General features: G+C 70.5%; 22 protein-coding genes. 6 read left to right on the top strand and 16 right to left on the bottom strand.

What is annotated here, in order from left to right; genetic code table 11:
• The first annotated feature begins 44 nt into the window (after positions 1–44).
• Positions 45–464, top strand: coding sequence for a large conductance mechanosensitive channel protein MscL (gene mscL / locus CIW48_RS09610; RefSeq protein WP_149310596.1), 420 nt, complete (start codon positions 45–47; stop codon positions 462–464).
• A gap of 4 nt (positions 465–468) precedes the next feature.
• On the opposite strand, the gene CIW48_RS09605 is transcribed toward mscL, so the two are convergent.
• The 14 genes from CIW48_RS09605 to CIW48_RS09540 all read right to left on the bottom strand — a co-directional run bounded on the left by CIW48_RS09605 (position 469) and on the right by CIW48_RS09540 (position 14,558).
• Positions 469–744, bottom strand: a complete 276-nt coding sequence (locus CIW48_RS09605) for a hypothetical protein (RefSeq protein ID WP_149310595.1) — start codon at positions 742–744, stop codon at positions 469–471.
• Positions 745–890: 146 nt separating this feature from the next.
• A complete protein-coding gene (locus tag CIW48_RS09600; protein WP_149310594.1) occupies positions 891–1,304 on the bottom strand; it encodes a DUF1236 domain-containing protein in 414 nt (137 codons plus the stop codon).
• A gap of 126 nt (positions 1,305–1,430) precedes the next feature.
• Entirely contained in the window at positions 1,431–2,171 is a 741-nt protein-coding gene (locus CIW48_RS09595; protein ID WP_091783247.1) for a NepR family anti-sigma factor, read from the bottom strand.
• Between the two features lie 163 nt (positions 2,172–2,334).
• Positions 2,335–3,120, bottom strand: a complete 786-nt coding sequence (locus CIW48_RS09590; RefSeq protein WP_091783244.1) for a class II glutamine amidotransferase — start codon at positions 3,118–3,120, stop codon at positions 2,335–2,337.
• Between the two features lie 78 nt (positions 3,121–3,198).
• Positions 3,199–3,510 (bottom strand): oxidase, encoded by a 312-nt coding sequence (locus tag CIW48_RS09585; RefSeq protein WP_149310593.1) that lies wholly within the window; start codon positions 3,508–3,510, stop codon positions 3,199–3,201.
• Between the two features lies 1 nt (position 3,511).
• Entirely contained in the window at positions 3,512–4,171 is a 660-nt protein-coding gene (locus CIW48_RS09580; protein ID WP_149310592.1) for a cytochrome c oxidase subunit 3, read from the bottom strand.
• Positions 4,168–5,844: a cbb3-type cytochrome c oxidase subunit I gene (locus CIW48_RS09575; RefSeq protein WP_149310591.1), complete on the bottom strand. Its 1,677-nt coding sequence runs from the start codon at positions 5,842–5,844 to the stop codon at positions 4,168–4,170. Before CIW48_RS09575 ends, CIW48_RS09580 begins: the two co-directional genes overlap by 4 nt.
• Positions 5,841–6,830 carry a cytochrome c oxidase subunit II gene (gene coxB / locus CIW48_RS09570; protein ID WP_149310590.1) on the bottom strand — a complete coding sequence of 330 codons (990 nt, stop codon included), beginning with the start codon at positions 6,828–6,830 and terminating at the stop codon, positions 5,841–5,843. The genes CIW48_RS09575 and coxB overlap by 4 nt, the downstream gene beginning before the upstream one ends.
• Positions 6,827–7,315 (bottom strand): hypothetical protein, encoded by a 489-nt coding sequence (locus CIW48_RS09565; protein WP_149310589.1) that lies wholly within the window; start codon positions 7,313–7,315, stop codon positions 6,827–6,829. The genes coxB and CIW48_RS09565 overlap by 4 nt, the downstream gene beginning before the upstream one ends.
• Positions 7,312–8,373: a hypothetical protein gene (locus tag CIW48_RS09560; protein ID WP_149310588.1), complete on the bottom strand. Its 1,062-nt coding sequence runs from the start codon at positions 8,371–8,373 to the stop codon at positions 7,312–7,314. Before CIW48_RS09560 ends, CIW48_RS09565 begins: the two co-directional genes overlap by 4 nt.
• Positions 8,370–8,924 carry a cytochrome c gene (locus tag CIW48_RS09555; RefSeq protein ID WP_149310587.1) on the bottom strand — a complete coding sequence of 185 codons (555 nt, stop codon included), beginning with the start codon at positions 8,922–8,924 and terminating at the stop codon, positions 8,370–8,372. The genes CIW48_RS09560 and CIW48_RS09555 overlap by 4 nt, the downstream gene beginning before the upstream one ends.
• Positions 8,921–10,918, bottom strand: coding sequence for a quinol:electron acceptor oxidoreductase subunit ActD (locus CIW48_RS09550; RefSeq protein ID WP_149310586.1), 1,998 nt, complete (start codon positions 10,916–10,918; stop codon positions 8,921–8,923). Before CIW48_RS09550 ends, CIW48_RS09555 begins: the two co-directional genes overlap by 4 nt.
• Positions 10,919–10,920: 2 nt before the next feature.
• Complete coding sequence (locus CIW48_RS09545) at positions 10,921–13,902, bottom strand: TAT-variant-translocated molybdopterin oxidoreductase (RefSeq protein WP_149310585.1); 2,982 nt, start codon at positions 13,900–13,902, stop codon at positions 10,921–10,923.
• Complete coding sequence (locus CIW48_RS09540) at positions 13,899–14,558, bottom strand: cytochrome c3 family protein (RefSeq protein WP_091783215.1); 660 nt, start codon at positions 14,556–14,558, stop codon at positions 13,899–13,901. Before CIW48_RS09540 ends, CIW48_RS09545 begins: the two co-directional genes overlap by 4 nt.
• A 359-nt stretch (positions 14,559–14,917) precedes the next feature.
• Between CIW48_RS09540 and CIW48_RS09535 the strand changes: the two genes are divergently transcribed.
• The 3 genes from CIW48_RS09535 to CIW48_RS09525 all read left to right on the top strand — a co-directional run bounded on the left by CIW48_RS09535 (position 14,918) and on the right by CIW48_RS09525 (position 20,017).
• Positions 14,918–17,503 (top strand): ABC transporter ATP-binding protein, encoded by a 2,586-nt coding sequence (locus CIW48_RS09535; RefSeq protein WP_149310584.1) that lies wholly within the window; start codon positions 14,918–14,920, stop codon positions 17,501–17,503.
• Between the two features lie 173 nt (positions 17,504–17,676).
• Positions 17,677–18,870, top strand: coding sequence for a murein L,D-transpeptidase family protein (locus CIW48_RS09530; RefSeq protein WP_149310583.1), 1,194 nt, complete (start codon positions 17,677–17,679; stop codon positions 18,868–18,870).
• Between the two features lie 205 nt (positions 18,871–19,075).
• Positions 19,076–20,017 (top strand): MBL fold metallo-hydrolase, encoded by a 942-nt coding sequence (locus CIW48_RS09525; protein ID WP_149310582.1) that lies wholly within the window; start codon positions 19,076–19,078, stop codon positions 20,015–20,017.
• An 8-nt stretch (positions 20,018–20,025) separates the two neighbouring features.
• Here CIW48_RS09525 and CIW48_RS09520 read toward each other — a convergent pair whose 3' ends face one another.
• Positions 20,026–20,208, bottom strand: coding sequence for a hypothetical protein (locus CIW48_RS09520; RefSeq protein ID WP_244514041.1), 183 nt, complete (start codon positions 20,206–20,208; stop codon positions 20,026–20,028).
• 244 nt (positions 20,209–20,452) lie between these two features.
• Between CIW48_RS09520 and CIW48_RS09515 the strand changes: the two genes are divergently transcribed.
• The gene (locus CIW48_RS09515) at positions 20,453–21,697 is read left to right on the top strand and encodes a complex I NDUFA9 subunit family protein (protein ID WP_149310581.1); all 1,245 of its coding nucleotides are present in this window, start codon (positions 20,453–20,455) and stop codon (positions 21,695–21,697) included.
• Between the two features lie 26 nt (positions 21,698–21,723).
• The gene (locus CIW48_RS09510; protein ID WP_149310580.1) at positions 21,724–22,740 is read left to right on the top strand and encodes a GDP-mannose 4,6-dehydratase; all 1,017 of its coding nucleotides are present in this window, start codon (positions 21,724–21,726) and stop codon (positions 22,738–22,740) included.
• Between the two features lie 28 nt (positions 22,741–22,768).
• Here CIW48_RS09510 and CIW48_RS33870 read toward each other — a convergent pair whose 3' ends face one another.
• Complete coding sequence (locus CIW48_RS33870) at positions 22,769–22,960, bottom strand: hypothetical protein (RefSeq protein ID WP_246695184.1); 192 nt, start codon at positions 22,958–22,960, stop codon at positions 22,769–22,771.
• Positions 22,961–23,094: the final 134 nt, after the last annotated feature.

Genomic DNA, 23,094 nt, shown 5'->3' with positions numbered 1-23,094 from the left:
CGGAATTCTCCCCTACTTTGGCGGCGTTCGGAGGGGATTCGGCGATGCTCGAGGAATTCAAGAAATTCGCGCTGCGCGGGAACGTGGTCGATCTCGCGGTCGGCGTGATCATCGGCGCCGCCTTCGGAGCCATCGTCAATTCGGCGGTCCAGGACATCTTCATGCCGGTGATCGGCGCGGTCACGGGCGGGCTCGATTTCTCGAACTACTACGTGCCGCTGTCGTCGAAGGTGCAGGCCGGACTGCCCTACGCGGACGCGAAGAAGCAGGGCGCCGTCCTCGGCTACGGCCAGTTCCTGACCCTGTTGCTGAACTTCGTGATCGTCGCCTTCGTGCTGTTCCTGGTCATCCGGGCGATGAACCGGCTTCAGCACGCGGAGGTCAAGAAGCCCGACGAAGTGCCGGCCGACGTGAAGCTGCTCTCGGAGATCCGCGATATCCTGGCGACGAAGCCGCGCGTCTGACGCCTCAGCCCGCGCGCTTGTCGGCATCCTCCGGCTTGACGCCGAGGGCATCGAGGATCTGATCGAGGGCCTGGCCGACGGCGCCGGTGCCTTCCTCGTGGGTCTTCAGCCGCGTCTCGAGCCGGCGGATCTGCGGCTCGAACGCCTCCGGCACGGGATCGTCGCCGAGGAAGCGGGGCTTGTCGGCCTCCACCGGCAGGACTCCGCGCAGCTGCTGGCCGAGATGGTCGCGCACAGGCTCGGGCAGGGTGGCATTCGGTTCGGTGGGAGTGTCGGTCATGGTCGCCTCACGGGTCGAACGGCCTATCAACGGCCGGACGAATGAAGCGTTGCGCCGACGGCCGCGGCTGTGGAAATGCCCCCGGAGCGGGCTCCGGGGGCGCAGGGCCGGTGCTGGACCGGCCCCACGATGATCTTCGACCGAGCTTAGTCGATGACCTCGACGATGCGGTGGCTGCGATCGACCAGCACCGGACGGTCATTCACCACGGTGTAGCGGTAGCCCGGCTGCACGCGGTACTCGTTCGGCACGTCGTAATAGGTCACGCCCGAGGCCGGCAGGGTGGTGCCGACGGCGATGCGGCCATCATAATCGTAGGAGCGGACGTTGCGCTCGCGGACGTAGCTGCGGAAGCGCGGGGCCATGTCGACGCCGAGGATACCGCCCACCGTGCCGGTGGCCGCACCGACCGCGCCGCCGACGATGCCGCCGATCGGGCCGGCCGCATCGGCACCCGCGGCCGCACCGCGCTCGGCGCCCGGGATGGTGCCCTGGGCCTGGGCCACCAGCGGCAGGGAGAGGGCGAGGGCCGAGGCGGCGATAAGGGTCTTGAAGGTCATACGGGATTGCTCCGTTCCGTGGTGTTTCGCCGCGCGGGCGCAGCGAAGCTCGGGCCGGTAACGCCCGATCCGCGGAATCGGATGCATCTTTTTTTGCGACGCGCCGCGGCGCGGCCGGCTAAACTCTCACGCGTCCTTGGGCATCGCCGACTGGATGAACCGGTCGGAGCCGAGATCCTCCTCGTCGTAGCCCAGAAGTTCCGCGAGCCGGCCGCGGGCGCGGCTGACGCGGCTCTTCACGGTGCCGACCTTGCAGCCCATGATCGCCGCGGCCTCCTCGTAGGACACGCCCTCGGCACCGACCAGGACCAGGGCCTCGCGCTGGTCCGGCGGCAGCTTGGCCAGTGCCGATTGCAGATCCTCGACGTCGAGCCGGTCGCCCTGGTGGGGGGCGGTGGCGAGCCGGGCCGCGTAGGAGCCGTCCTGGTCCTCGACCTCGCGGACCCGCTTGCGGTGGTCCGAGTAAAAGATGTTGCGCAGGATCGTGAACAGCCACGCGTTCAGGTTGGTCCCAGGCTGGAACCGGGCGCGGTGCTGCCAACCCTTGAGCAGGGTGTCTTGGACGAGGTCGTCGGAGCGGGCAGGGTTCGACGTCAGCGACAGCGCGAAGGCGCGGAGCGACGGGACCGCGGCGAGCAGGCCGTTGCGGAACTCCGGCTCGATCGCCTCGCCCCGAGCGCGCAGAGCGGCCTCCAGCTTCTCGATCAGCTCGGCGAAGCGGGAGGGCAGCGACTCCTCGCCAATCCGCTCGTAGACGGTGCGCAGATGCTCTCCGAGATGCGTGCGGATGCCGGGGGCCAGGTTCGGGCGGCCATCCCGCGTCCCGTCCTCCTGGGACAGGACGGTATCGGTGTCGTCGCGGGTCATGCGTATCGCACTCGTCAACGTGTCGTGGCTCGACCGGTGGTCCTGAGACGGTCGAGGCGGGTCGCTTGCCGGCTTGAACCGGGGGAAAAGTCCGGCCGATGCGCCGCTGTTACCGGCGTTCTAGCGCATCGGGCGCGCGCATGCACCCTCGCGCAAAACACACTTAAGCTAAGTTGCCCGGTCTCAACAGCCGGATCGCTCCGTCCCGCAGGGTCAGGACGTCGCCGCGGGCGAGGTCGGTCCAGCACTCGTCCCGGGTCAGCGCCTGGGTGGCGATCACCGTCACCACATCGTGCTCGGTGGTCTCCTTCGCGAAGTCGACCTGCCAGTCCTCGTCGATCAGGGTGGCCTTCCCGAAGGGGGCGCAGCGGGTCAGGTAGCACAGCCGCTTGCCGCAATGGGCGTAGAGGGTGCGGCTGTCGGTGAGCAGCATGTTGAACACGCCGAGCGCGTGCAGCTCGCCCGCGAGGTCGGCCACCGCCCGGTCGAGGGTCTCGGGACGGGGCAGGGCCTTGTACCGGGCCTGCAGCCGTCCCAGCATCCAGCAGAAGGCGTGCTCGCTGTCTGTGCTGCCGATCGGCATGAAGCCGCCGAGCGGCAGACGCTTCACGCCCTTGAGCTGGCCGTTATGCGCGAAGGTCCAGCGGCGGCCCCACAATTCCCGAGAGAACGGATGGGTGTTCTCCAGGCTGACCCGGCCGCGATTGGCCTTGCGGACATGCGCGACCACGATCCGGCTCTTGATCGGCATGTCGCGCAGCAGCCGGGCGAGCTGCGAGCGCGCGCTCGGCTCCGGCTCGTGAAAGCTGCGGCAGGTGCGCCCATCATAGAAGCTGATGCCCCAGCCGTCAGCGTGGGGACCGGTGTCGCCGCCGCGTCGGGCGAGGCCCGCGAAGGAGAAGCGGATGTCGGTCGGCACGTTGGCGCTCATGCCGAGCAGTTCGCACATCGTTTTGCAGCCGGGCCATGCGGGAGAGCGGCGAGGTGTAGGAGTGTTCCGCCGTTCGAACAACGGCTTTCGCGCGGCTCAGCGGGCCAGATAATCCGTCAGGGTCATGCCGACCAGGATGACGACCCAGAAGAAGCCGAGGGCCGAGAACAGCCGGATCAGGGGCGGCTCATGGATCACCTCCATGGAGACGAGGAGGATCAGCGCCACCATCACGGCGACCACCAGCAGCTCGACGATCCAGACCTGCGCGAAGGGGAGGGTGGCCCCCAGCGTGACGTTCACCGCCAGCAGCGCCAGCAGCGCCAGAAAGGTGAGCAAGGGCGTGCGCAGGCGCTTCCGGAGCAGGGCGCGGTCGTCGGCGCTCAGGGCGGCCAGGGGATTGCGCATCCTACCGGTTCACCACGTAGAGGATCGGGAAGGCCAGGATCCAGACGAGGTCGATGAAGTGCCAGTAGAGGCCGTAGACCTCGATCCAGTTCTGGTGCCGAGAGAGGAAGCCAGCCTTGGCGGCCATCCAGGTGATGCCGAGCAGGAGCGCGATGCCGGTGAACAGGTGCAGCGCGTGCAGCATCGTGGCGACGTAGTAGAGGTTCACGAACAGCCGCGCGGGCGGCGTCTCGGCCAGCGCGAAGGGGCGGCTCCTCAAGAACGGCATCATGTGCTCGTCCCAGTCGGCATAGTACTCGTAGCCTTTGAGCACGAGGAACAGGCCCCCCAGCGCCGCGGTGGCCAGCATCGCCCTCACCATGGCGCGCTGCCAGCCCATCCGCGAGAATTCGATCGCCATCGACATGGTGAGCGAGGAGCAGACCAGCACCACGGTGTTGGTGGCGCCGATCCAGAACTTGAGGTGCTTGGTCGCCGCGACCGTCGCCTCGGGGTGCTGGATCCGGGTGATCAGCGCCACCAGGAACAGGGCCGAGAACAGCAGCAGCTCGGTGATCAGCCACGCCCAGATGCCGAGCGTCGCGGCCTCGCGCTGCTGGGCGACGCTCTCGAAATGCTCGGCCCGCGCGACACCGACGCCGTCTGCCAAGGGCTGGGTCATCCGTGCTGATCCCGGGATTCCTGTGCCTGGATCGGGTAATCGTAGGGGATGCGCGGGACCTCCGGGGGCGTGAGGAAATTGTGCGTCGGCGGCGGGGAGGCGGTCTCCCACTCGAGCCCCTTCGCGTTCCACGGGTTGGCGGGCGCCTTCCGCCCGAACCACAGGGAATAGACGAGGTAGAGCATCGGGAAGATGTAGCCCGCCGCCAGGATGGTGGCGCCCGCCGAGGACAGCACGTTGAGGAGCTGGAACTCGGCCGGGTAGGTCGCGTAGCGCCGCGGCATCCCGAGATAGCCGAGGATGAACTGCGGGAAGAAGGTCACGTTGAAGCCGAGGAAGATCAGCAGCGCCGAGACCCGGCCCCAGGGCTCGCTGTACATCCGGCCGGTGAATTTCGGCCACCAGAAGTGCAGGCCGCCCAGGAACGCCAGCACGGTGCCGCCGACCATGATGTAGTGGAAATGCGCGACCACGAAGTAGGTCGCGTGGATGTGCTGGTTGATCGCGAGCGTCGCGAGATAGAGGCCGGTCAGCCCGCCGAGCACGAACAGGCCGATATAGCCCATCGCGTAGAGCATCGGGGTGTCGAGCCGGAGCGAGCCCTTATGGATCGTGGCGGTCCAGTTATAGACCTTCACCGCCGAGGGCACCGCCACCGCGAAGGACAGGGCGGAGAACACCAGCGAGGCCAGATCACTCTGGCCGTTGACGAACATGTGGTGGCCCCAGACGAAGAAGGTCACCGAGGCGAGGCCGATCGACGCGTAGGCGACGAACCGGTAGCCGAACAGCTTCTTCTGCGCGAAGGCCGGGACGATCTCGGAGATGACCCCCATCCCGGGCAGGACCATGATGTACACGGCCGGGTGCGAGTAGAACCAGAACAGGTGCTGGAACAGAACCGGGTCACCGCCATAGGCCGGATCGAACACGCCGATGTGGAAGGCGCGCTCCGCGATCAGCAGGATCAGCGCCGTGGTGATGACCGGCGTCGCCAGCAGGAAGATCAGGCTCGTGGCGTAGTGCGCCCAGACGAAGATCGGCAGCTTGAACCACGTCATGCCGGGCGCCCGCATGGTGTGGATCGTGACCACGAAGTTGAGCCCGGTCAGGATCGACGAGAAGCCCACGATGGTGACGCCGATCAGCGCCGGCAGCACCCAGGTGTTCGAGAAGGCCGTGGAGAGCGGGGCGTAGAAGGTCCAGCCGGTATCGACCCCGCCCAGCACCACCGAGACCAGGGTGAACAGGGCGCCCGCCATGAACACGTACCAGCTCGTCAGGTTGAGCTTCGGGAAGGCGAGGTCCTTCGCCCCGATCATGAGGGGGATCAGGAAGTTGCCGAAGGTCGCGGGGATCGACGGGATCAGGAAGAACCAGACCATCACCACGCCGTGGATGGTGAAGGCCTTGTTGTAGGTGTCGTTGGTCATGATCGCGCCGTTCGGCACGACGAGCGCCAGCCGGACCACGCCCGCCGCCAGGGCGCCGATCACGAAGAAGCCGGTGATCGAGACGAGGTAGAGGATCGCGATGCGCTTGTGGTCGGTCGCGAGGAACCACGAGCGCAGAGTCGATTCCGCATGCAGGTAATCGGCCTTGCGGCCGATCGTCGATTCCGGGGTGTGGGGTTCGCGGCGGGCGGTGCCGCCGATGGTGCCCGATGCGCTCATCGTGTCGCCCCCGCCGGCGTCGCGTCCGCGGCCTTGCCGGAAGCCGGACCCGAATAGGATTTCAGGAAGTCGGTCAGCGTCCCGAGTTCGTCCGCCGGAATCCGGCCGGCGAAGCTCGGCATGACCTGCTTGCCCGCTCCGGCGAGCCGGTCGCCGTTCGGGTTCAGGATTTTCTCCCGCAACCACGCCTCGTCGGCGGTCACGGTGCGGCCATCGGCGAGCGTCACCGCGGATCCGTAGAGACCCGCGAGGCTTGGCGCCTTCACGGGCGAGCCCGGCTCATGGCATCCGGCGCAGCCATAGGCCTCGTAGAGGGCCCGGCCCGCCGCGACCTTGCCCTGCTGCGCGCCGGCATGGGTCAGCCAGTCTTGATAGTCGCCGGGATTCATGAAGGTGACCTCGCCGCCCATCACCGAATGGTCGGTGCCGCAATATTCCGAGCAGTAGAGGTGATAGGTGCCGGTCTTGTCGGCCTTGAACCACAGGTCGGTGTAGCGGTCGGGCAGGGCCGCCACCTGCAGGCGCACCGCCGGCAGGTAGAGGGCGTGGATCACGTCCTGGCTGATGATGTGCAGGCGGATCGGCTGGCCGATCGGGAGGTGGAGGTTGTTGATCTCGGACTGGCCGGTGGGATGCTGGAACTTCCACATCCACTGCCGGCCGATCGCCTCGACCACCATGGCGTCCGGAGGCGGGTTCTTCGAGTGGACGTAGAGCCGTGCGCCCCAGACGAAGAAAATCAGGGTCAGCAGGAACGGGATCAGCATCCAGCTGATCTCGATGAGGTTGGAGCGGATGCCAGACGGGCTCCGGTCCGCCTCGGAGCCCTCACGGTAGCGCAGGGCGAAGTAGGTGATCGCCACGAAGACCGGAACGGTCAGCAAAAGCGTCAGCACCGTGAAGGCCAGGATGAGCCAATCGGTCTCGCTCGCGGTGGCGGAGACCGCGGCGGGCCAGAGCTGGAGGGAATCGTGGCCCGGCGTCATCGGTCTCCAGGCTCCGCGGCGTCGAGGGATCGGCCGATGACCAGGTCCATGGCGCGACCGATCGGGATTCGGGCACGGGTGCGGGCCTCGTCCCGGTAGCCGTAGCCGGACAGGTGCGCCTCGGCCGCCGCCCGCTCACGGTCGAGATCGGCGTAGGGATCGGCCTGTAGGTTCGGCGGCGGGGGCACCAGCGGCATGGTCTGCTGGGGCGTCAGGGCAGGCAGGGCCCGGCGCTGGCTCGCCGCGAACGTCGCCATCATCCAGACCATCGTGCCGATCACCGCCAGGGCGGTCAGGGCGAGCCCCGCCATCACCAGCGCGGTGTTGCGGACGTTGACGTCGCTGGTCTCGTGCCCGGGATCGTCGGGATCACGCTCGGTGTTGGCGGCCGGGCGCGGCGGGCGCCCGCTCAGGAGGCCGCTGCCGCGCAGGGTCAGCCCGGCCAGGATCGCCGGGATCAGCCCGGAAGGTCCGTCCGCACTCATGCCGGCCTCCCGGCGCGACGGGCCTTGGAGGCCGCCCGGTCCGCGCGCGGCCGCAGCACCGGCCGGAGCGCGACGGCGAGACAGGCCACGCCGCCGGCGGCCAGCGCGTCGCTCGGCCGGAGGACGAAGCGGTCGCGCAGCGCCGGGGTGATCAGCCAGAACATCTCTAGGGCGTGGACGGCGAGCGCCGCGCCGGCCAGGATCCGGGTGGTCGGGCGCCCCGGCCGGAGGGTCGCGAGCCCGGCCAGCACCACGACCGCGCCGGCCACGATCGCCAGCGCCCGCCCGACCCAGCCGCCGCGGGCGAAGTACCAGGCCACCTCGGGCGGCAGGTTGGCAGACCAACCGATCAGGAACTGCACGAAGTGCAGATAGGCCCAGAGGCCGAGCAGTACGACGAGGGGCACCAGCCGGCCGCGTCCCGGTGCGGTGCGGCCGCGGCCGACGGGCTCGGGCTCCTCCCAGGCGAGGAGGATCGCCGCCGCGAAGGCGAGGCCGCTCCAGGCCGTCATCACTATGAGGCCCAGAAGGGTGGAGTCGAGCCGCGGGTCGAGGGAGGCAACCACGTCTGTGACGAACAGCGTGCCGATGACCGCGTGCAGCCCCACCGCCGGCACGGTCCGGCCCTCACCGGGTGCGTCGAATGGCCGGGCGAAGCGCAGGGCCAGCCAGGTCCAGGCGGCGAGATAGACGATCACCCGGATCGCGAAGAACGGCACCGTGAACCACAGGGCGGCGAGCGGGGTGCGCGCTGGGGCCGTTACCCAGGGATAGAGCAGGGGCGCGGCCACCAGAACCGGCAGCGCCAGCACGGCCGCGATCGGCATCAGCGCCATCAGCCGGCGTAGGCCCGCCAGCATCTCGATGCCCCCGCGCTCACGGACCCGCTTGCCGAAGCGCTCGGCCACGACGACCACCGGCAGGGCGCCGACCGGGAGGGCGAGGAGGACCAGCCAAGCGGCGAGATACGAGCCCATCGCCCCGCGCCAGCCGCCGGCGATTAGGCAGACGGCCAGGAGGGCGAGACCGAGGAAACCGAGCAGGGCGGAGCGCCTCACGGCATCGCCTCCAGGCGCGCGCGATCCTCGGCGGGCAGAAGCGCCACTGGGGCGTCCTGGCTGATCTGGAGGGCGCGGACATAGGCGACGATCGCCCAGCGATCGGCGGAGGGGATCATCTGGCCCATGCCGAACATCGCCTTCCGGCCGTTCGAGATCGCGTCGTAGATCTCGGCCGCGGAAGCCTTGCGCAGGCGCTCTGCCGTGAGATTTCCGGCAGACGGGAAGCCGCGCGCCACGATCATGCCGGCGCCGCGCCCGTCCTGTCCGTGGCAGGGCGTGCAGAATACCCCGTAGCGCTCCCGACCCCGGTCGAGCAACGCCCGGCTGATCGTCTCCGGCTGCGGCGCCACACGGGCCGGATCGCTGCGCGGCACCGTGCCGGCCACCGGCTGACGCATGGTGATCTCCCGCGGAAAGAACGGGTTCCTGTCCCAGGTCTTGGCCCGGGCCTGATCGGCCATGTCGGCCTCGCCGCAGGCCGCCAGGGGCGTGAGGGCCAGACAGGCGAGAAGGGCGAGCGGCAAGGTGCGGAGGTCGGAACGCCTCATCGCGGTATCCGCCGGACCTCGAGGGGGCGCCCGGCCTCGACCGGCAGTGCCGCAAGCCGCCGCTCGATCCGGCCCGCGTCGAACCGGTCGCTGCGCGCCTCGGCGGAGAGGAAGAACCGGTCCTCGGAAGCCCGGAGGAAGCCCGGGATGTTGAAGGCCGGGTGGTTCAGGCGGGGCAAGCGGTTGAGCACGAGGAGCGCGAGGTGGATCGCCACGCAGCCCGCCATCATCGCGAAGGAGACGCTCGGCACCACGAAGGAAGGCCAGGAGAGGCGTGGGCGCCCACCGATCAGAAAGACGTAGTCGTAGGCCGTGGCGTAAATGCACAGGGCGAAGAAGCCGATGCCGCCGAGCAACGCCCCGGCGAGGGCGTAAGGCAGGATCGATCGTCCCTCCAGACCCAGCGCTCGCAGGGTGCGGGGCATCGGCACCGGGCCGTGCCCGTCGAGATGGACGTGATCTGGGCTGAGGCCCGAGACCGCCTGGAGGGCGGCAGCCAGGTCGCCCTGGCTCGCGAAGGTGGCGGACACGCCCCACAGGGGCGCGGAGCCCGGATCCTCCTCGGGCCGCGCGGCGGCCCGGGACGCGACCGCGCGGGCGTCGTCCTGCGCGGCCGGCGACGCCGTCAGGGCGAGACGGCGGCTCTCGACGATCGATACGGCCGGCAGGTAGCGCAGGAACAGCAGCAGCAGGGTCAGGAACAGGCCGACCGAGCCCGCGAAGGTGGCGATGCCCCAGACATCCGTCGTGTAGGGCAGCTTCGAGGAGGGCAGGAAGTCCTGCGTGAGGGTGACCACCAGCACCATGACGTGGTCGGCATAGGCGCCGACGGCCACGAGGAGACCCACCGCCGCGATGGCCAGCGGCGCCGTGCGGATGCGCGCCGACCACAGGATCTGCGCGGGCAGGACGAGACACAGGACGGCCGTCCAGGAGACCAGGGCATGGGTGCCCGTCATGCGGCGGACCAGGACGCCGCGGGCCTCGGCGTCGCCGTTGAGGAACGTGTCGAAATACTCGGCCGCGTAGCAATAGGCGCTGGCGCAGCCGAGGCAGAGCAGCAGCCGCCCGAGCACGTCGATGTGGCGGGTCGTCACCAGGGCATCGAGACCGTAGACGATGCGGATCAGCATGACGATCACGGCCGTCACGCCGACGCCGGAATAGACCGCGTTCACCAGGAAGCTCACCGGCAGAAGCGTGCTGTGCCAGCCGGGCATCAGCGAGCCCGCCAGCATCACCGAGGCGCCGGTCTGGACCGAGACCACCAGCAGCACCCCGAGCAGCGCCACCGTCCTGTAGGCCTGGACCCAGATCTGCCAGTGGGCCGCCGAGCCGCGCCAGCCCGAGGCGAGGATGCCGTAGACCTGCGCGCGCAGCAGCGCGAGTTTGCGGGTCGGTGCCTTCACGTCCAGCTGTCGCATCGCCTCGAGATGCGCGCGGTCGCGCAGGGTGGCGAGGTCCGGCAGCAGCCCGATGAACCAGAGGCTCACGCAGATCACCAGGAACGACACGATGTCGATCGCGTCCCAGAGCAGCGGCGAACGGAATTGCGGCCAGAGATTGTAGGTGTTGGGGTAGGGCAGGTTCCAGAAGAAGAACCATGGCCGCCCGAGATGGATGATCGGGTAGAGCCCGGCCGCCACGGTGGCGAGCAGCGCCAGTGTCTCGGCGACGCGGTTCACCGCTCCGCGCCACTCCGCCCCGAGCAGGAGCAGGATCGCCGAGACCAGCAGACTGCCGGACGCGACGCCGATCCACCAATCGTAGCTCGCGATGTCCAGCGCCCAGACGACGGCGTTGTTGTTCGCCCAGATCCCGGGGCCCGCGTACAGCAGATAGCCGAGGGTGAGCACGAACAGGCCGAGGAGTGCCCCCGCGCCCGCGAAGGCGATCCACCAGCGCCGGTTGCCCGGATGCGTCAGCGGGATGGCCGCGACTGCGCCGCCGATCCCCTGGAGGGTCGCGTCGGGCCGGATCAGGGGACCGGACATGCTCAGCCCTCCCGGCCGTTCGAGTCTGCGGCAGGCGCAAGCTCGGCGAGGTAGGTGGTGCGCGGACGCGTGTTCAGGTGACCGAGGAGGGCGTATTCCCGCGGATCCCTGCGGGCGGCCGAGACCTGGCTGCCCGGATCGGCGACGTTGCCGAAGGTGATCGCCCGGGTCGGGCAGGCACCCTGGCAGGCGGTTTCGACGGCGCCGTCGGGGATCGGCGCGTGGGCATCCTTGGCCGACGTGATCCGGGCGGCCGTGATGCGCTGGATGCAGTAGGTGCACTTCTCCATCACGCCGCGGGACCGGACCGTGACCTCGGGATTGCGTTGCTGCTGCTCCACCGGGGTCATGCCGCCGGTATAGTCGAGATAGTTGAACCGGCGGACCTTGTAGGGGCAATAGCTCTGGCAGGTCCGGGTCCCGACGCAGCGGTTGTAGACCTGCAGGTTCAGGCCCTCGCTGTCGTGGAGCGTCGCCTCCACCGGACAACCCAGTTCGCAGGGCGCCTGCTCGCAATGCATGCAGGGCACCGGCTGGAAATGCGTGCTCGGCGCGTCGAGGTCGCCCGCGTAGTAGCGGTCGACCCGCAGCCAGCCCATCCAGCGGCCCTTCTCGACTTCCTCGCGGCCGACCACCGGGATGTTGTTCTCCGCCTGACAGGCGGTGACGCAGGCGTTGCAGCCGATACAGGCATCGAGATCGATGGCCATGCCCCATTGCGCCGCGACCCAGCGGTCCTGGCTCTCCGGGGGGGGGTAGAACGAGGCGGGCGTCGGCGCGCCCTTCGGGTCGCCCACGGGCGGGGCGCCCACAGCCTGCACGCGCACGAGGTCCTGTCCCTCCATCGTGCCGAGGTGCTGGGTGGTGACCGGCATGCGCCGCTCGCCGGTCTTCGTCAGCCGGGCGTCGGCGAGCCGCCAGGGCGAACCCGGCGGGCGCAGGGGCGCGGCGGCGTAGCCGAGGCCGCGGGCGAGGTGGTCCGGCACGTCCCGGCCGTAGCCCAGGGTCAGCGTCACGGTGTCGTCGGCCTGACCGGGCAGGATCCAGGCCGGGCCCTCGACGGTGCGGCCCTCCGCCTCGACGCGCAGGATGTCGCCCGTGGCGATTCCCTCGCGCTCGGCAAGACCCGGGCTCACCGCGACCACGTTCTCCCAGACCACCTTGGTCAGGGGCTTGGGGAGTTCCTGCAGCCAGGCAAGGTCGGCATGGGTACCGTCCCAGATCGTGGAATCGGGGCGAAACAGCACCTCGACCCCGTCGGCAGCGGTCGCGGAGGAGAGAGCGGCTGCGGGGACGGTTGCCGCTGCCTGCGTCAGCGCGACGGTCTCGGCCGGGCGCGCGCTATCCGCCCAGAAGCCCAGGCGCAGGGCCTGGGAGAAGCGAGTCTCGAAGGCCGTGTCGTCCTCGGTCTCGTTCCGCCACTGCGCCTTGAGGAGGCCGAGGGCGTCCTGACCACTCTCCCCGCCCTCGCCGCCCGCGAGGAAGGCCAGCATCTCCGCAAGCGTACGGCCATTATACAGGGGGGCCACCGTCGGCTGGATCAGCCCCACCGTCCCGTCGAGGGACCGGACGTCGCCCCAGGATTCCAGCGGGTGGGCGGCGGGCAGGTGCCAATCCGCATGCGCGCCGGTCTCGTCGTAGTAGAGCCCCGCATGGATCTTGAGCGGCACGCGCTTCATCCGGGCGGCGAAATCGAGGGCGCCGGGCGCCTCGTAGACCGGATTGGTGCCGAGCACGACGAGCACCTTGACGGCGCCGTGATCCATGGCCTCCGCGAGATCGGCAAGGGTCCCGGCCCCCGTCTCCTCCGTGGGCGCCGTGTGGATCACGGTTGCGCCGGTATTGCCGAGTGCGCCGTTGAGCCGGTGGACGAGCTCATGCAGTTCGGGGCCCGCGCTCAGGCCGGCGGTGACGATGCCGGCGCCCCGAGCTTGGTTGAGCGCCGTGCCCGCATCCCGCGCCCAGCGGGACACGGGGTCGTCGCCCCCGGGGGCCGCGCCACCTGCGGCCAGACTGAGCAGGTCTCGTGCCAAGGCCTCCAGCCGGCCGGCCGGCACCACGATCCCGTGATCCGCCTTGGCGCTGGTCAGCGTCGGTGTCGGCGCCGCCGCATGGAGGGTGAGGAGCCGGCCGTCCGCATAGGCCGCGCGCCGCGCCTCGATCCAGCGTCGGGACAGGCCGACCTGGCCGGGGCCAAGGTCCAGGAAATCGCCGTCGAGCGCCACGATGGTGCGGGCGCGGCTGAAATCGGGATGGGTCTCCAGCACGCGTCCATAGGCCCGCCGGGCGCCCTCGTAGATCTCGTCGCGGCTGGCCCCGGCGCCGGCATACCAGCGGAGCGCCGGGTAGGCGGTCCGCAGCCGCGCGATCTGCGCCGCCGCGCCGGGCGACGTCACAGGGCCGGTGAGCAGGGCGAGACCCTCGCCCCGGTTCGCGCGCCAGCCCGGCATCTGCCCCTGCAGATCCGCCCGGAACGCCGCCCAGGAACTCGGCCGGCCGAGATGCTGCACCGCCTGGGAGCGGAACGGATCGTACAGCCCGAGCACCGAGGCCTGGGCCAGCACGTCGGTGCCGCCGCGGCTCCAGGGATGCTGGGGATTGCCCTCGATCTTGAGGGGCCGGCCATTGCGGGTGGTGACCAGGATGCCGTTGCCGAAGCCGTCGAACACAGCCGAGGACGCGTAGGACAGGTCCGTCCCCGGCACGATCCGCTCGGGCTGGTTGACGTAGGGCACCTCGTGGTCGCGCCCGCCGCCCCCGCCGCAGGCGGTCAAGCCGCCCAGTGCGAAGGAGGCGGCCATCAACTTGAGGAAGCCGCGCCGCTCGGGGGCGGCGGCAAGCCGCGACGCCGAGGGGAACTCGACCGCCAGATAGGCGCGGAACTCGGGGCTGTCGGCCACGGCGTCGAGGCTGCGCCAGAAGCGCGGGCCGTCGCCGCCGGCGAGTTTCGCGCGCAGAGCGGCGATGTCGGGAGCGCCGGTCATCGGTGGCAGATCCCGCATTCGGTCAGCCGCTCCCCACCGCGGATATGGTACTGGGCTACAAGCTTGGGACCTAGCGTCGCTTGGTCGGCCGGCGGCGCCCAGGTCATGTTCCAGACCTGATCCGGCGTGCGGACGTATTTCTCCGGTGCCCGGTGGCAATCGAGGCAGAACTGCATCTCGAAGGCGTTAGCCCGGTAGGTCATCTGCATCGATGTGACGTCGCCGTGGCAGGTCGAGCAGCCGATCCCCTTCGTCACGTGGACGGAGTGATTGTAGTAGACGTATTGCGGCAGCTTGTTCAGCCGCACCCATTCCAGCGGCTTGTCCTGCGCGTAGCTGTCGCGCACGGGCTTCAGCATGTCCGAGCCCGTCCAGATCTGCGAGTGGCAGGTCATGCAGGTATGCGTCGGCGGGATGCCGGCGGTGGCCTCCCGATCGACCGTGGTGTGGCAGTAGCGGCACTGGATGCCGAGTTCGCCGGAATGGTGCTTGTGGCTGAACGGCAGCGGCTGGGCCGGCGCGATCCCGACGCCCGTGACGTAGTTCGAGCGCACGATTCCGGCCGCCAAGACCGGAAGCCCGACGAGGCAAGCCACCCCGGTCATCAGGGCGAGGCGGTAGAGCGCGTCGGCGCCGGGGGTGAAGAGCTGCGCCATCAGGCCGGCTCACGCCAGGCGGGACCCTGGAGATCGTGCTCGATTGTCTCAGCCTCTCGCCGCAAGAACCGCCCCACCCTCTAGGTCCCGGTCGAAATCGTGCGGCGCGCCGGCCGCCTGCGCGATACGGCTCGGGCGTCCACGGTAGTCATGCGTCCTGAATCCGAGCCTCGGCTGCGCCTCATCCCATGGTTTTAACGCTGGAACGCTTCCAAACCAGGGTCGCGGCCGGAAACAAGCAGGCCGACATGTCGCAGAAGCCGGCGGCAGGGACCATGAATGCCGGCGACACTTCCCGTGACCGGCGCGAACGCCTATTCCCCGCGACGGTTGAGACGCCCGTTCCTGTCCGGAGACGCATGGAATCCGATCCTCTCGTCCTGACGTGGCGTGCCGCGCGGCCTCAGCACGCCACCGCGGCGGCCCTCGCGGTCGGGATCGGCGCGCCGCTCAGCGCGCTCGCGCTCCTGTGCCTGCGCGACCTGATCGCCATCCTGCCGCGCGACGACGCGCCCGTGCTGCCCTTCCTGCGCGTGGCGGTGGCGCTCCCGGGGCGCGAGCTGGTGCTGGCACCCGGCATCCCGATGCGCCCGGCCGAACTCGAACTCACGGCCTTCCTGTGCATCGCCGTCTGCGCCCTGGCGCTGGCGGGACTCGGCTGGTGCGTGGCGCGCCTTTGTTTCAAGGCACAGAACAAGGCCGGAGACGCCGTCCGCGAGGGCGTGCTGCAGGCGATCCTCGAGGCGCCGGCGGGGGCCCGGGACGAGGCGCGCAGCCTCGCCCGGATCGTCGGCGAGGTGCTGGCCCGGGCCGACCGCCTGCTCGCCGCCGGCATCGTCCTGCCGGCGATGACCCTCGCGGCGCTGATCCTCGCCCTCGGCTTCGCGGCCCTGGCCGCCCCCCGCCTGATCCCGGCCGCGGTGATCGGCCTGGCGGCGATCGGCCTCGCCTACGGATTGGTGCTCGAACGGGCACGCGACCGGCAGGAGTTGCGCCTGCGCTCAAGCGTGCGGGCGGAGGAGAACCTGAACGACCTCGTGCGCCGGCTGCCCGCCGTGCGCAACCACGGGGCGGCGGCGATCGAGCGCAGGCGTATCGCGGCCCGCGTCGCCGTGATGCGAACCAATGTCGGTCGGGCCGAGGCGCGACTGGCCTATGCCAGGGCGCCGGCCCTTGCGCTCGCGGTGATCCTGCCGGCCATCGCCGCCGGAACGGCGCTCTGGCGCTCCGGGCCGGGCCAGCCTCCTGCTGCCCCGGTGGATCCGGCCGCGCTCCTGGCGGCCGTGGGCGCCTTCGGCCTCGCCGGCTGGCTCGCCGCGATCTGCGCGCGACTCTGGATGGTCCGTAGGTCGGTCCGCGCGCGCCTGCGCGACCTCGCCCGCATCATCGCGGCCCTCGAGGGTCGGCGCGCACGGGCAGCCCGGACCGGTGCGGCGGCATTGCCGCTGCCCCGGTCCGGGATCCTGGCCACCCAGGGTGTCGGCGCCTTCGACCCGGCCACGGGCGAGCGCCTGACCGGCGTCGACGTAGCCGTGACGATGCCGGGCCACGTGGCGATCACGGGCAGCCGCGGCAGCGGCGCCCGCGCGCTGGCAGCGGTGCTGGCGGGGCAGGTCGAGCCGACCGCCGGAGCCGTGACTTATGCGGGCACAGACCTGCGCGACCTCGACGCCGCGGAGCGCGCCCGGCGCATCGCCTTCGCGTCGGGGGAGGCGATCCTGATGGAGGGCTCTCTCCGGCAGAACCTGCTCTACGGCACCGATCCGGCGAACGCGCCCGACGACATCGCGCTGATCGGCATCAGCCGGCTCACCGGGCTCGACGGCTTCGTGTATGCCCGCGGGCTGACCGGACGGCTCGATCCGGCCGCCCAGCCGCGGCTCGCCGCTGCGATCGTCGCCGCGCGCCGGACCATGCGGGTGGCGCTGGCCGCCAAGGGCGCCGAGCGCCTCGTCGAGCCGTTCGATCCGAACCGCTACAACAACCAGGCGAGCATCGGCGAGAACATTCTGTTCGGTGAGCCGGTGGGCAGCGCCTTCACGCCCCTGCGCTTCGCGCGTCACCCCTACCTGCGGGCCGTTCTGGAGGCCGAGGGGTTGGTTCGCCCGCTCACCGAGATCGGCCTGTCGGTGGCCCGCAGCACGGTGGAGATCTTCGCCGACCTGCCGAACGACCATCCACTGTTCGACGCCTACTCGCTGTTCCAGGCCGCCGAGCGGGGCTATTTCGAGGATCTCGTGGTGCGCCTGCCCGACGCGGCGAGCCTGCGCCGGGGACCGGCGGGCCAGCGCGACCGCACGCGGCTGATCGGCCTGGCGCTGCGCTACAACGAATCCCGCCACCGCTTCGGCCTGATCGACGGGGCGTTCCAGGAGCGCCTCGTCCAGGCGCGGTGGTCGTTCGCGCGCATGATGCCGCCGCACCTCGCCGGCGCGGTGGAGTTCCACGATCCGTCGCGGGTCAATCCGGCGGCGAGCCTGGAGGAGAACCTCCTGTTCGGCCGGATCAGCCTCGGCGAGGCCAATGCGGAGCCGAGGGTGCGGGAACTGGTGCGCCGGGTTCTCGCCGACGAGGGCCTCGAGGCCTCGGTCTACGGTCTCGGCCTCGACAGCAAGGTCGAGAGCCAGCCCAGCACCGGAGCGCTGGCGGATGGCGCGATCAATGCCCGCGAACGGGTGGCGATCGAGCTGAGCCGTTGCCTCGCCCGGGATCCCGACATCCTCGTGGTGGCAGTCGTGATGGATGAGCGGAAGGCCGAGGGCGCCCGCGAGCGCCTCGCCCAGCTGCGGCAGGCGCTGGACGGGCGCGGCCTCATCGTCTGCCTGCCCGAGACAGGTCTCGTGGAGGGCGCCGAGCCGTTCGACGCTGTGATCGCCGTGGAGAACAGCGCGGTGGTCGCGCCCATGCCGATGGCCGCCGAGCGGGAGCCCGCGCCGGCGGCCTGACAGGAAGACCGTCAGCGATCCGGCTGCGCCGTCGTCCTCGCGATCGCACCGAAGCGAACCGGGCGGCGCCGGGCCGAGCGGGCGCGCAGCCTCACGGCCGCCGCAATAATCCATCACGGCGGGGGGCCGCGCCCGTCCGGCAGCCATCCCGGCCGATCCAGCGCGGACGGTTCATGACCCTGTCGAACTCGACTCCTCTCGCCGCCGGCCTCGTTCTGCTGGCCCTCGCCGGACCGGCCGCCGCACAGGCGGGCAAGGCCGAGGCGCCGATTCCGGCCGCGACCCTCGCCCTGATGGCGCAGAAGGGCGTGACGGCCGCCTCGCCGGTCCTGTTCCGGGCCTACAAGAAGGAATCGGAGATCGAGGTCTGGAAGAAGGGGCCCGCGGGCTACGTCTACATCAAGACCTTCCCGATCTGCCGCTGGTCCGGCCAGCTCGGGCCCAAGCGCAAGAGCGGCGACCGGCAGACGCCGGAGGGGTTCTACACGGTGCCCCGGCGCCAGATGAACCCGAACTCGCACTACTACCTCTCGTTCGACGTCGGCTATCCCAACGCCTACGACCGGGCCCATGGCGGCACCGGCTCCGCCGTGATGGTGCACGGGATCTGCTCGTCCATGGGTTGCTTCGCCATGACCAACGGCACGGTCGGCGAGATCTACGCCATCGCCCGCGACGCGCTGAACGGTGGTCAGGCGGCCTTCCAGTTCCAGTCTTATCCGTTCCGGATGACCGCCGAGAACATGGCCCGCCACAGGGCCGACCCCAACATCGCCTTCTGGCGGGAACTGAAAGCGGGCTCCGACCGGTTCGAGGCGAGCCGGGAGGAGCTGCAGGTCTCGGTGGTCTCCGGCCGATACGCCTTCGCGCCCGCGCGCGATCCCGCCGTCGAGGCGGCCGTCACCACCCGCCGGGCAGTCGAGGAGGCTCGGATGACGGCGCTCGCCGAGGCGGGTGAGCCCGCCGTGCGCACCACCTATTCCGACGGCGGGCAGAACGTCTTCTGGGCGGCCTACACGGCCCGGGGCGGAGCGGTTGGTGACATCAGCCGGCCGGAAGCCCTGGCCTTCGCTGGGCAGGAAGTGGTGATCGTGCCGGGCCATCGCGCCCATCGCCCGGTCCCCGACACGGTCTGGGCAGCCTGGGCCGCGCCCGAATCGGGTCTGTCGCCGCGGCAGATGGCGGGTTTCGTCCCGGTCTACGAACGCGCCCCCGACCCGTTCGGGGCGCTGGCCGCGCCGCTGGCGACGCGCTACAGCGACGCACTTCCGTCGTGGCTGGCCGCGGGACTCGCAGGATCGGCCGCCGGCAGGCCGATTCCGACCGGATCGCCGGCCGGCCTCCTGGCCTCCGCGGAGCCCCTCTGAGCATGCGACCGCCCTGCGCAGCGGCCCGTGCGTGTGCGCGGACGCACATCACGACCGCCTGCGGCACACCAATTCATGATACGGCAGGGGATGAGCGGTACACCTGCTCCGTCGGCCTGCCGTATTCAAAGCTACCTTCCCGGAACGGCGACGGGGTTTCGATCATAACCGATCGGGACCGACTGTCCGCGGATTCGTGATCGCCATGTCGAACAGTTCCGAGCCGACCATCCTGGCGGCCGACCAGGACCTCGTACTCCGCTTCTGGGGTGTCCGCGGCTCGACGCCCGTCAGCGGCCCGCAATACGCGGAGTTCGGCGGCAGCACGCCGTGCATCGAGGTGCGGTGCGGCCAGCGCATGTTCATCGTCGACGCGGGCTCGGGCATCTACAATCTCGGACAGGGTCACCGGACCGACCTCCCGCAGGAAGTCGACCTCCTGTTCAGCCACCTGCATCTCGACCACACCGCGGGGCTTCCCTTCTTCAAGCCTGCGGTTCTCGATTCCGACCGGGTGATCAACACCTATTGCGGCAATCTCGGCGGTGAGTCGGCCGGCCCGACCCTCGACCGGCTGTTCGCGCCGCCGCTCTTCCCGGTTACGCTCGACAAGCTGTGCTGCACCTTTCACCACCACGGCTTCGAGGCGGGTCAGACTCTGGCCTTCCCGGACGGGACGCGGGTCGCCACGATCCTGCTGAACCATCCCCAAGGATCCGTGGGCTACCGGTTCGAGCATGCCGGCAAGCGCCTGTGCCTGATCAGCGACATCGAGCACAGCGATCCCTGGCCGGATCCGGACCTCGCCGCCTTCGTCGCCGACGCCGACCTGATGGTCTACGACGGCATGTTCACCGACGGCGAGTATCCGACCTGCCGGGGCTGGGGGCACTCGACTTGGCAGAAGGGCGTGGAGCTGGCCCGGATGGCGGGCGTCAAGGCGCTCGGGATCATCCACCTGCATCCGGCCCATTCCGACACGGCGTTGCGCGATATGGAGGCCGATATGCAGGCCGAGATGCCGACCGCGTTCATCGCGCGCGAGCGCCAGTGCCTTACCGTGGGGGTGCCTCGGGCGGTCAACGGCCGGCAGAACGGCCGTCCGGCCATGGCGCGGGAGATGCGCCGACGGATCAAGGTCGCCTGAGCCGGCGCTCAGGCGGAGCGCTGCCGGCGAGCCCGGCTGTAGCGGGCCCAGGCAAACAGCACGAACAGCGCGACGCCGATGATCAGGATGCTCCAGCCGTAGTTGCTGATGAGCTGCGCGTCGATCGGGTGGCCGACGAACCCCAACGCAACCAGCAAACCGAACACCGCGATCGCCGCGGAAATCAGCATCCCTACAATCATCGAAGTCCCCGGCGCGTCCCAGCCGCGCGCTTCGGCACGCCCGCATGGTGGGGAAGAATGCACGGCTGGCTCACCCGTTCCAGCGTCCCGTCGACCGGCAGCCCGGTCATCGGCCCCGCGCTGTTCACCGGAATGGCGCAACGGCGCAATCGGCGGCTCCCTTCCCAACGAAGTTAGGCTAAGTAGGCCGCTTGACGGCGCCCCGGCGCGCGAGGAGCTCGAGACCACGGTGATGAGCGGCCAAGAGAACACGACGGCGTCCGCGGCGGCGCACACGAGTCCCGGGACGCAGTCCGCATCCACTACGGCCTCGGGTCCCCGGCGTCCGCAGGATCAGCTCGTGACGATCTACGGCGGCTCCGGCTTCCTGGGTCGGCACGTGGTCCGTGCGCTGGCCAAGCGCGGCTACCGGATCCGCGTCGCGGTGCGACGGCCGGACCTCGCGCTGTTCCTGCAGCCACTGGGGAAGGTCAATCAGATCGTCGCCGTGCAGGCCAACCTGCGCTACCCGGATTCGGTGGCGCGGGCTGCCGAGCGGTCGGACGTGCTGATCAACCTCGTCGGCATCCTGCAGGAGACCGGTTCCCAGAGCTTCGCGCGGCTGCAGGTCGACGGCGCGGACGCGATCGCCCGCGCCGCGGCACGCCAGGGCGCCCGGATGATCCACGTCTCGGCGATCGGGGCGGATCCGGCCTCTCCATCGGTCTATGCGCGCACCAAGGCGGAGGGCGAGGCGCGGGTCTTCGCCGCCTGCCCGGACGCGGTCGTGTTCCGACCGTCGCTGATCTTCGGGCCCGGCGACAGCTTCTTCAACCGCTTCGCCAGCCTTGCACGGGCGCTTCCGGTGTTGCCGCTCGCCGGCGGCCAGTCGCGCTTCCAGCCGGCTTTCGTGGGTGATATCGCCGAGGCGATCGCCCGCGCCGTCGACGGCACCGTGGCGCCCGGCAAGGTCTATGAACTCGGCGGCCCGGAGGTGGGCACGCTGGAGCATTTCGTCCGCTACATGCTGAAGACGATCCGGCGGAAGCGCGCGGTCGTGGATCTGCCCGTGCCCGCGGCCAAACTCCAGGCCCGCATTCTCGAGATCGCCGATACCCTGACTTTCGGGCTACTGCCCGACACGCTGAAGCTGACGCGGGATCAGGTGATCCTGCTCCAGAACGACAACATCGTCTCGGAGGCCGCCAAGGCCGAGGGCCGGACCTTCGAGGGGATCGGGATCACGCCGACCGCCGCGGAGGCAGTGGTACCGGGCTATCTGTGGACGTTCCGCAAGGCGGGGCAGTTCGCCACGGAGCGCGACGAGGAGCGGCTGTCCGAGGTGCCCGACACGCTGGCATCGAAGCCCCTGGCGGCCGGCTCTCAGCACCGGCCGAAGACGGCTTCCGGTCCGGCCATCGGCGCCGATGCCGGCAGCTCGCCGGGCGCCGGCCAGGGCAGCATGGGCGTGCGCTGGGGAACCCGGAACCGAGGCTAGGTGACGGCCCCCGCCCGGATCGCGCCATGAGCGCGCCCTCTCCCCACGGATCCGGCGGCCCGGTCGCGCGGCGCATCCTCGTCACCGGCGCGGCCGGATTCGTCGGCGGCCACGTCCTGCCGCTCCTGGCGGACTCGGCGGCGCGGGCGGGCGATCGCGTGGCCGGGATCGGGCGGGGGCGCTCGCCGCGGCTGCCGGAGGGAGTCACCTACGCGGCGATCGACCTCCTCGACGAACTCGCGCTCGGCGGCTTCGTGGCACGGTTCCGGCCGACCGCGATCCTCCACCTGGCGGGCCTCGCCTCGGTGGCGGATTCCGCGAGCGGCCCAGGCCAGACGTGGCGGGTGAACGTCAACGGCCTGATGAACCTCGTTGCGGCCGTGGAGGCGGTGCCGGGCTGCACCTTCTTCTTCGTGAGTTCCGGCGAGGTCTACGGCAGCGCGTTCCTCGCTGGCCACGCCCTCAGCGAGGCGGTCGAGCCCCTCCCGCGCAACACCTACGCCCGGTCGAAATGGGTGGGCGAGCAGCTGCTCCGCGACCTGCTGCCCCGGATCGGCGTGAAGCTCGTCGTGCTGCGGCCGTTCAACCATATCGGTCCCGGCCAGGACGAGCGCTTCGTCGTTGCCTCCTTCGCGGGCCAGATCGCCCGGATCGAGGCCGGCCTCGTGCCGCCCTGCCTGGAGGTCGGCAATCTCTCCTCCCACCGCGACTTCCTCGACGTCGCCGACGTGGCGAGCGCCTACGCCGACCTGATCGGCCGGGCGGAATCGCTGGCGGACGGCAGCGTGTTCAACATCAGCTCCGGTCAGCCGCGGACGGTCGCCAGCGTGCTCGAGGACCTGCGCGCCAGGGCCCGGGTGCCGTTCGAGATCCGCGTCGCCCCGGAGCGGGTGCGGCCGACCGAGATTCCCCTGGCCGCGGGCGATGCCCGCCGCCTCCACGCCGCCACCGGCTGGCAGCCGCGGGTCTCGTGGGACGCGGCCCTGACCCGCGTTCTGGACGACGCGCGGGCGCGGCTGGCGGGCGCGCCCGCGTCCGGCTGAGGCGCGGGATCTCGCGCCGAAGCGGCGCTCAGCGCTCCGCGACGGCGATCAGGGCGGTGGAGGGAATCGGCAGGACGGGTCGACCGGCCGCCAAGCGCCGCGCCTCCGCGATCACCGCGGCCCGGTCGTCCGCGCTCAGGTCGGCCCAGTCCGGCGACAGGCCGAACACCGTGTCGGGGTCGTCGAGCAGGGCGACGTCGAGCACGTAGTCGAAGGTCACCCGGTAGATCCGGGGGCTTCGTACCCGACCGCGACCAGTTCCCGGGTGAACCCGGCCGGATCGCCGAGCGCCCGCACCCCTTCGGGCATCGCCCGGCTCGCGCGCCCGGGGAACAACCGACGGCGGATCTCGCC

The organism is Methylobacterium sp. P1-11, from assembly GCF_008329595.1.
Lineage (GTDB): Bacteria > Pseudomonadota > Alphaproteobacteria > Rhizobiales > Beijerinckiaceae > Methylobacterium.
Note: the sequence above shows the minus strand (reverse complement) of the source record. Positions and strands in the feature narration are given on the sequence as shown.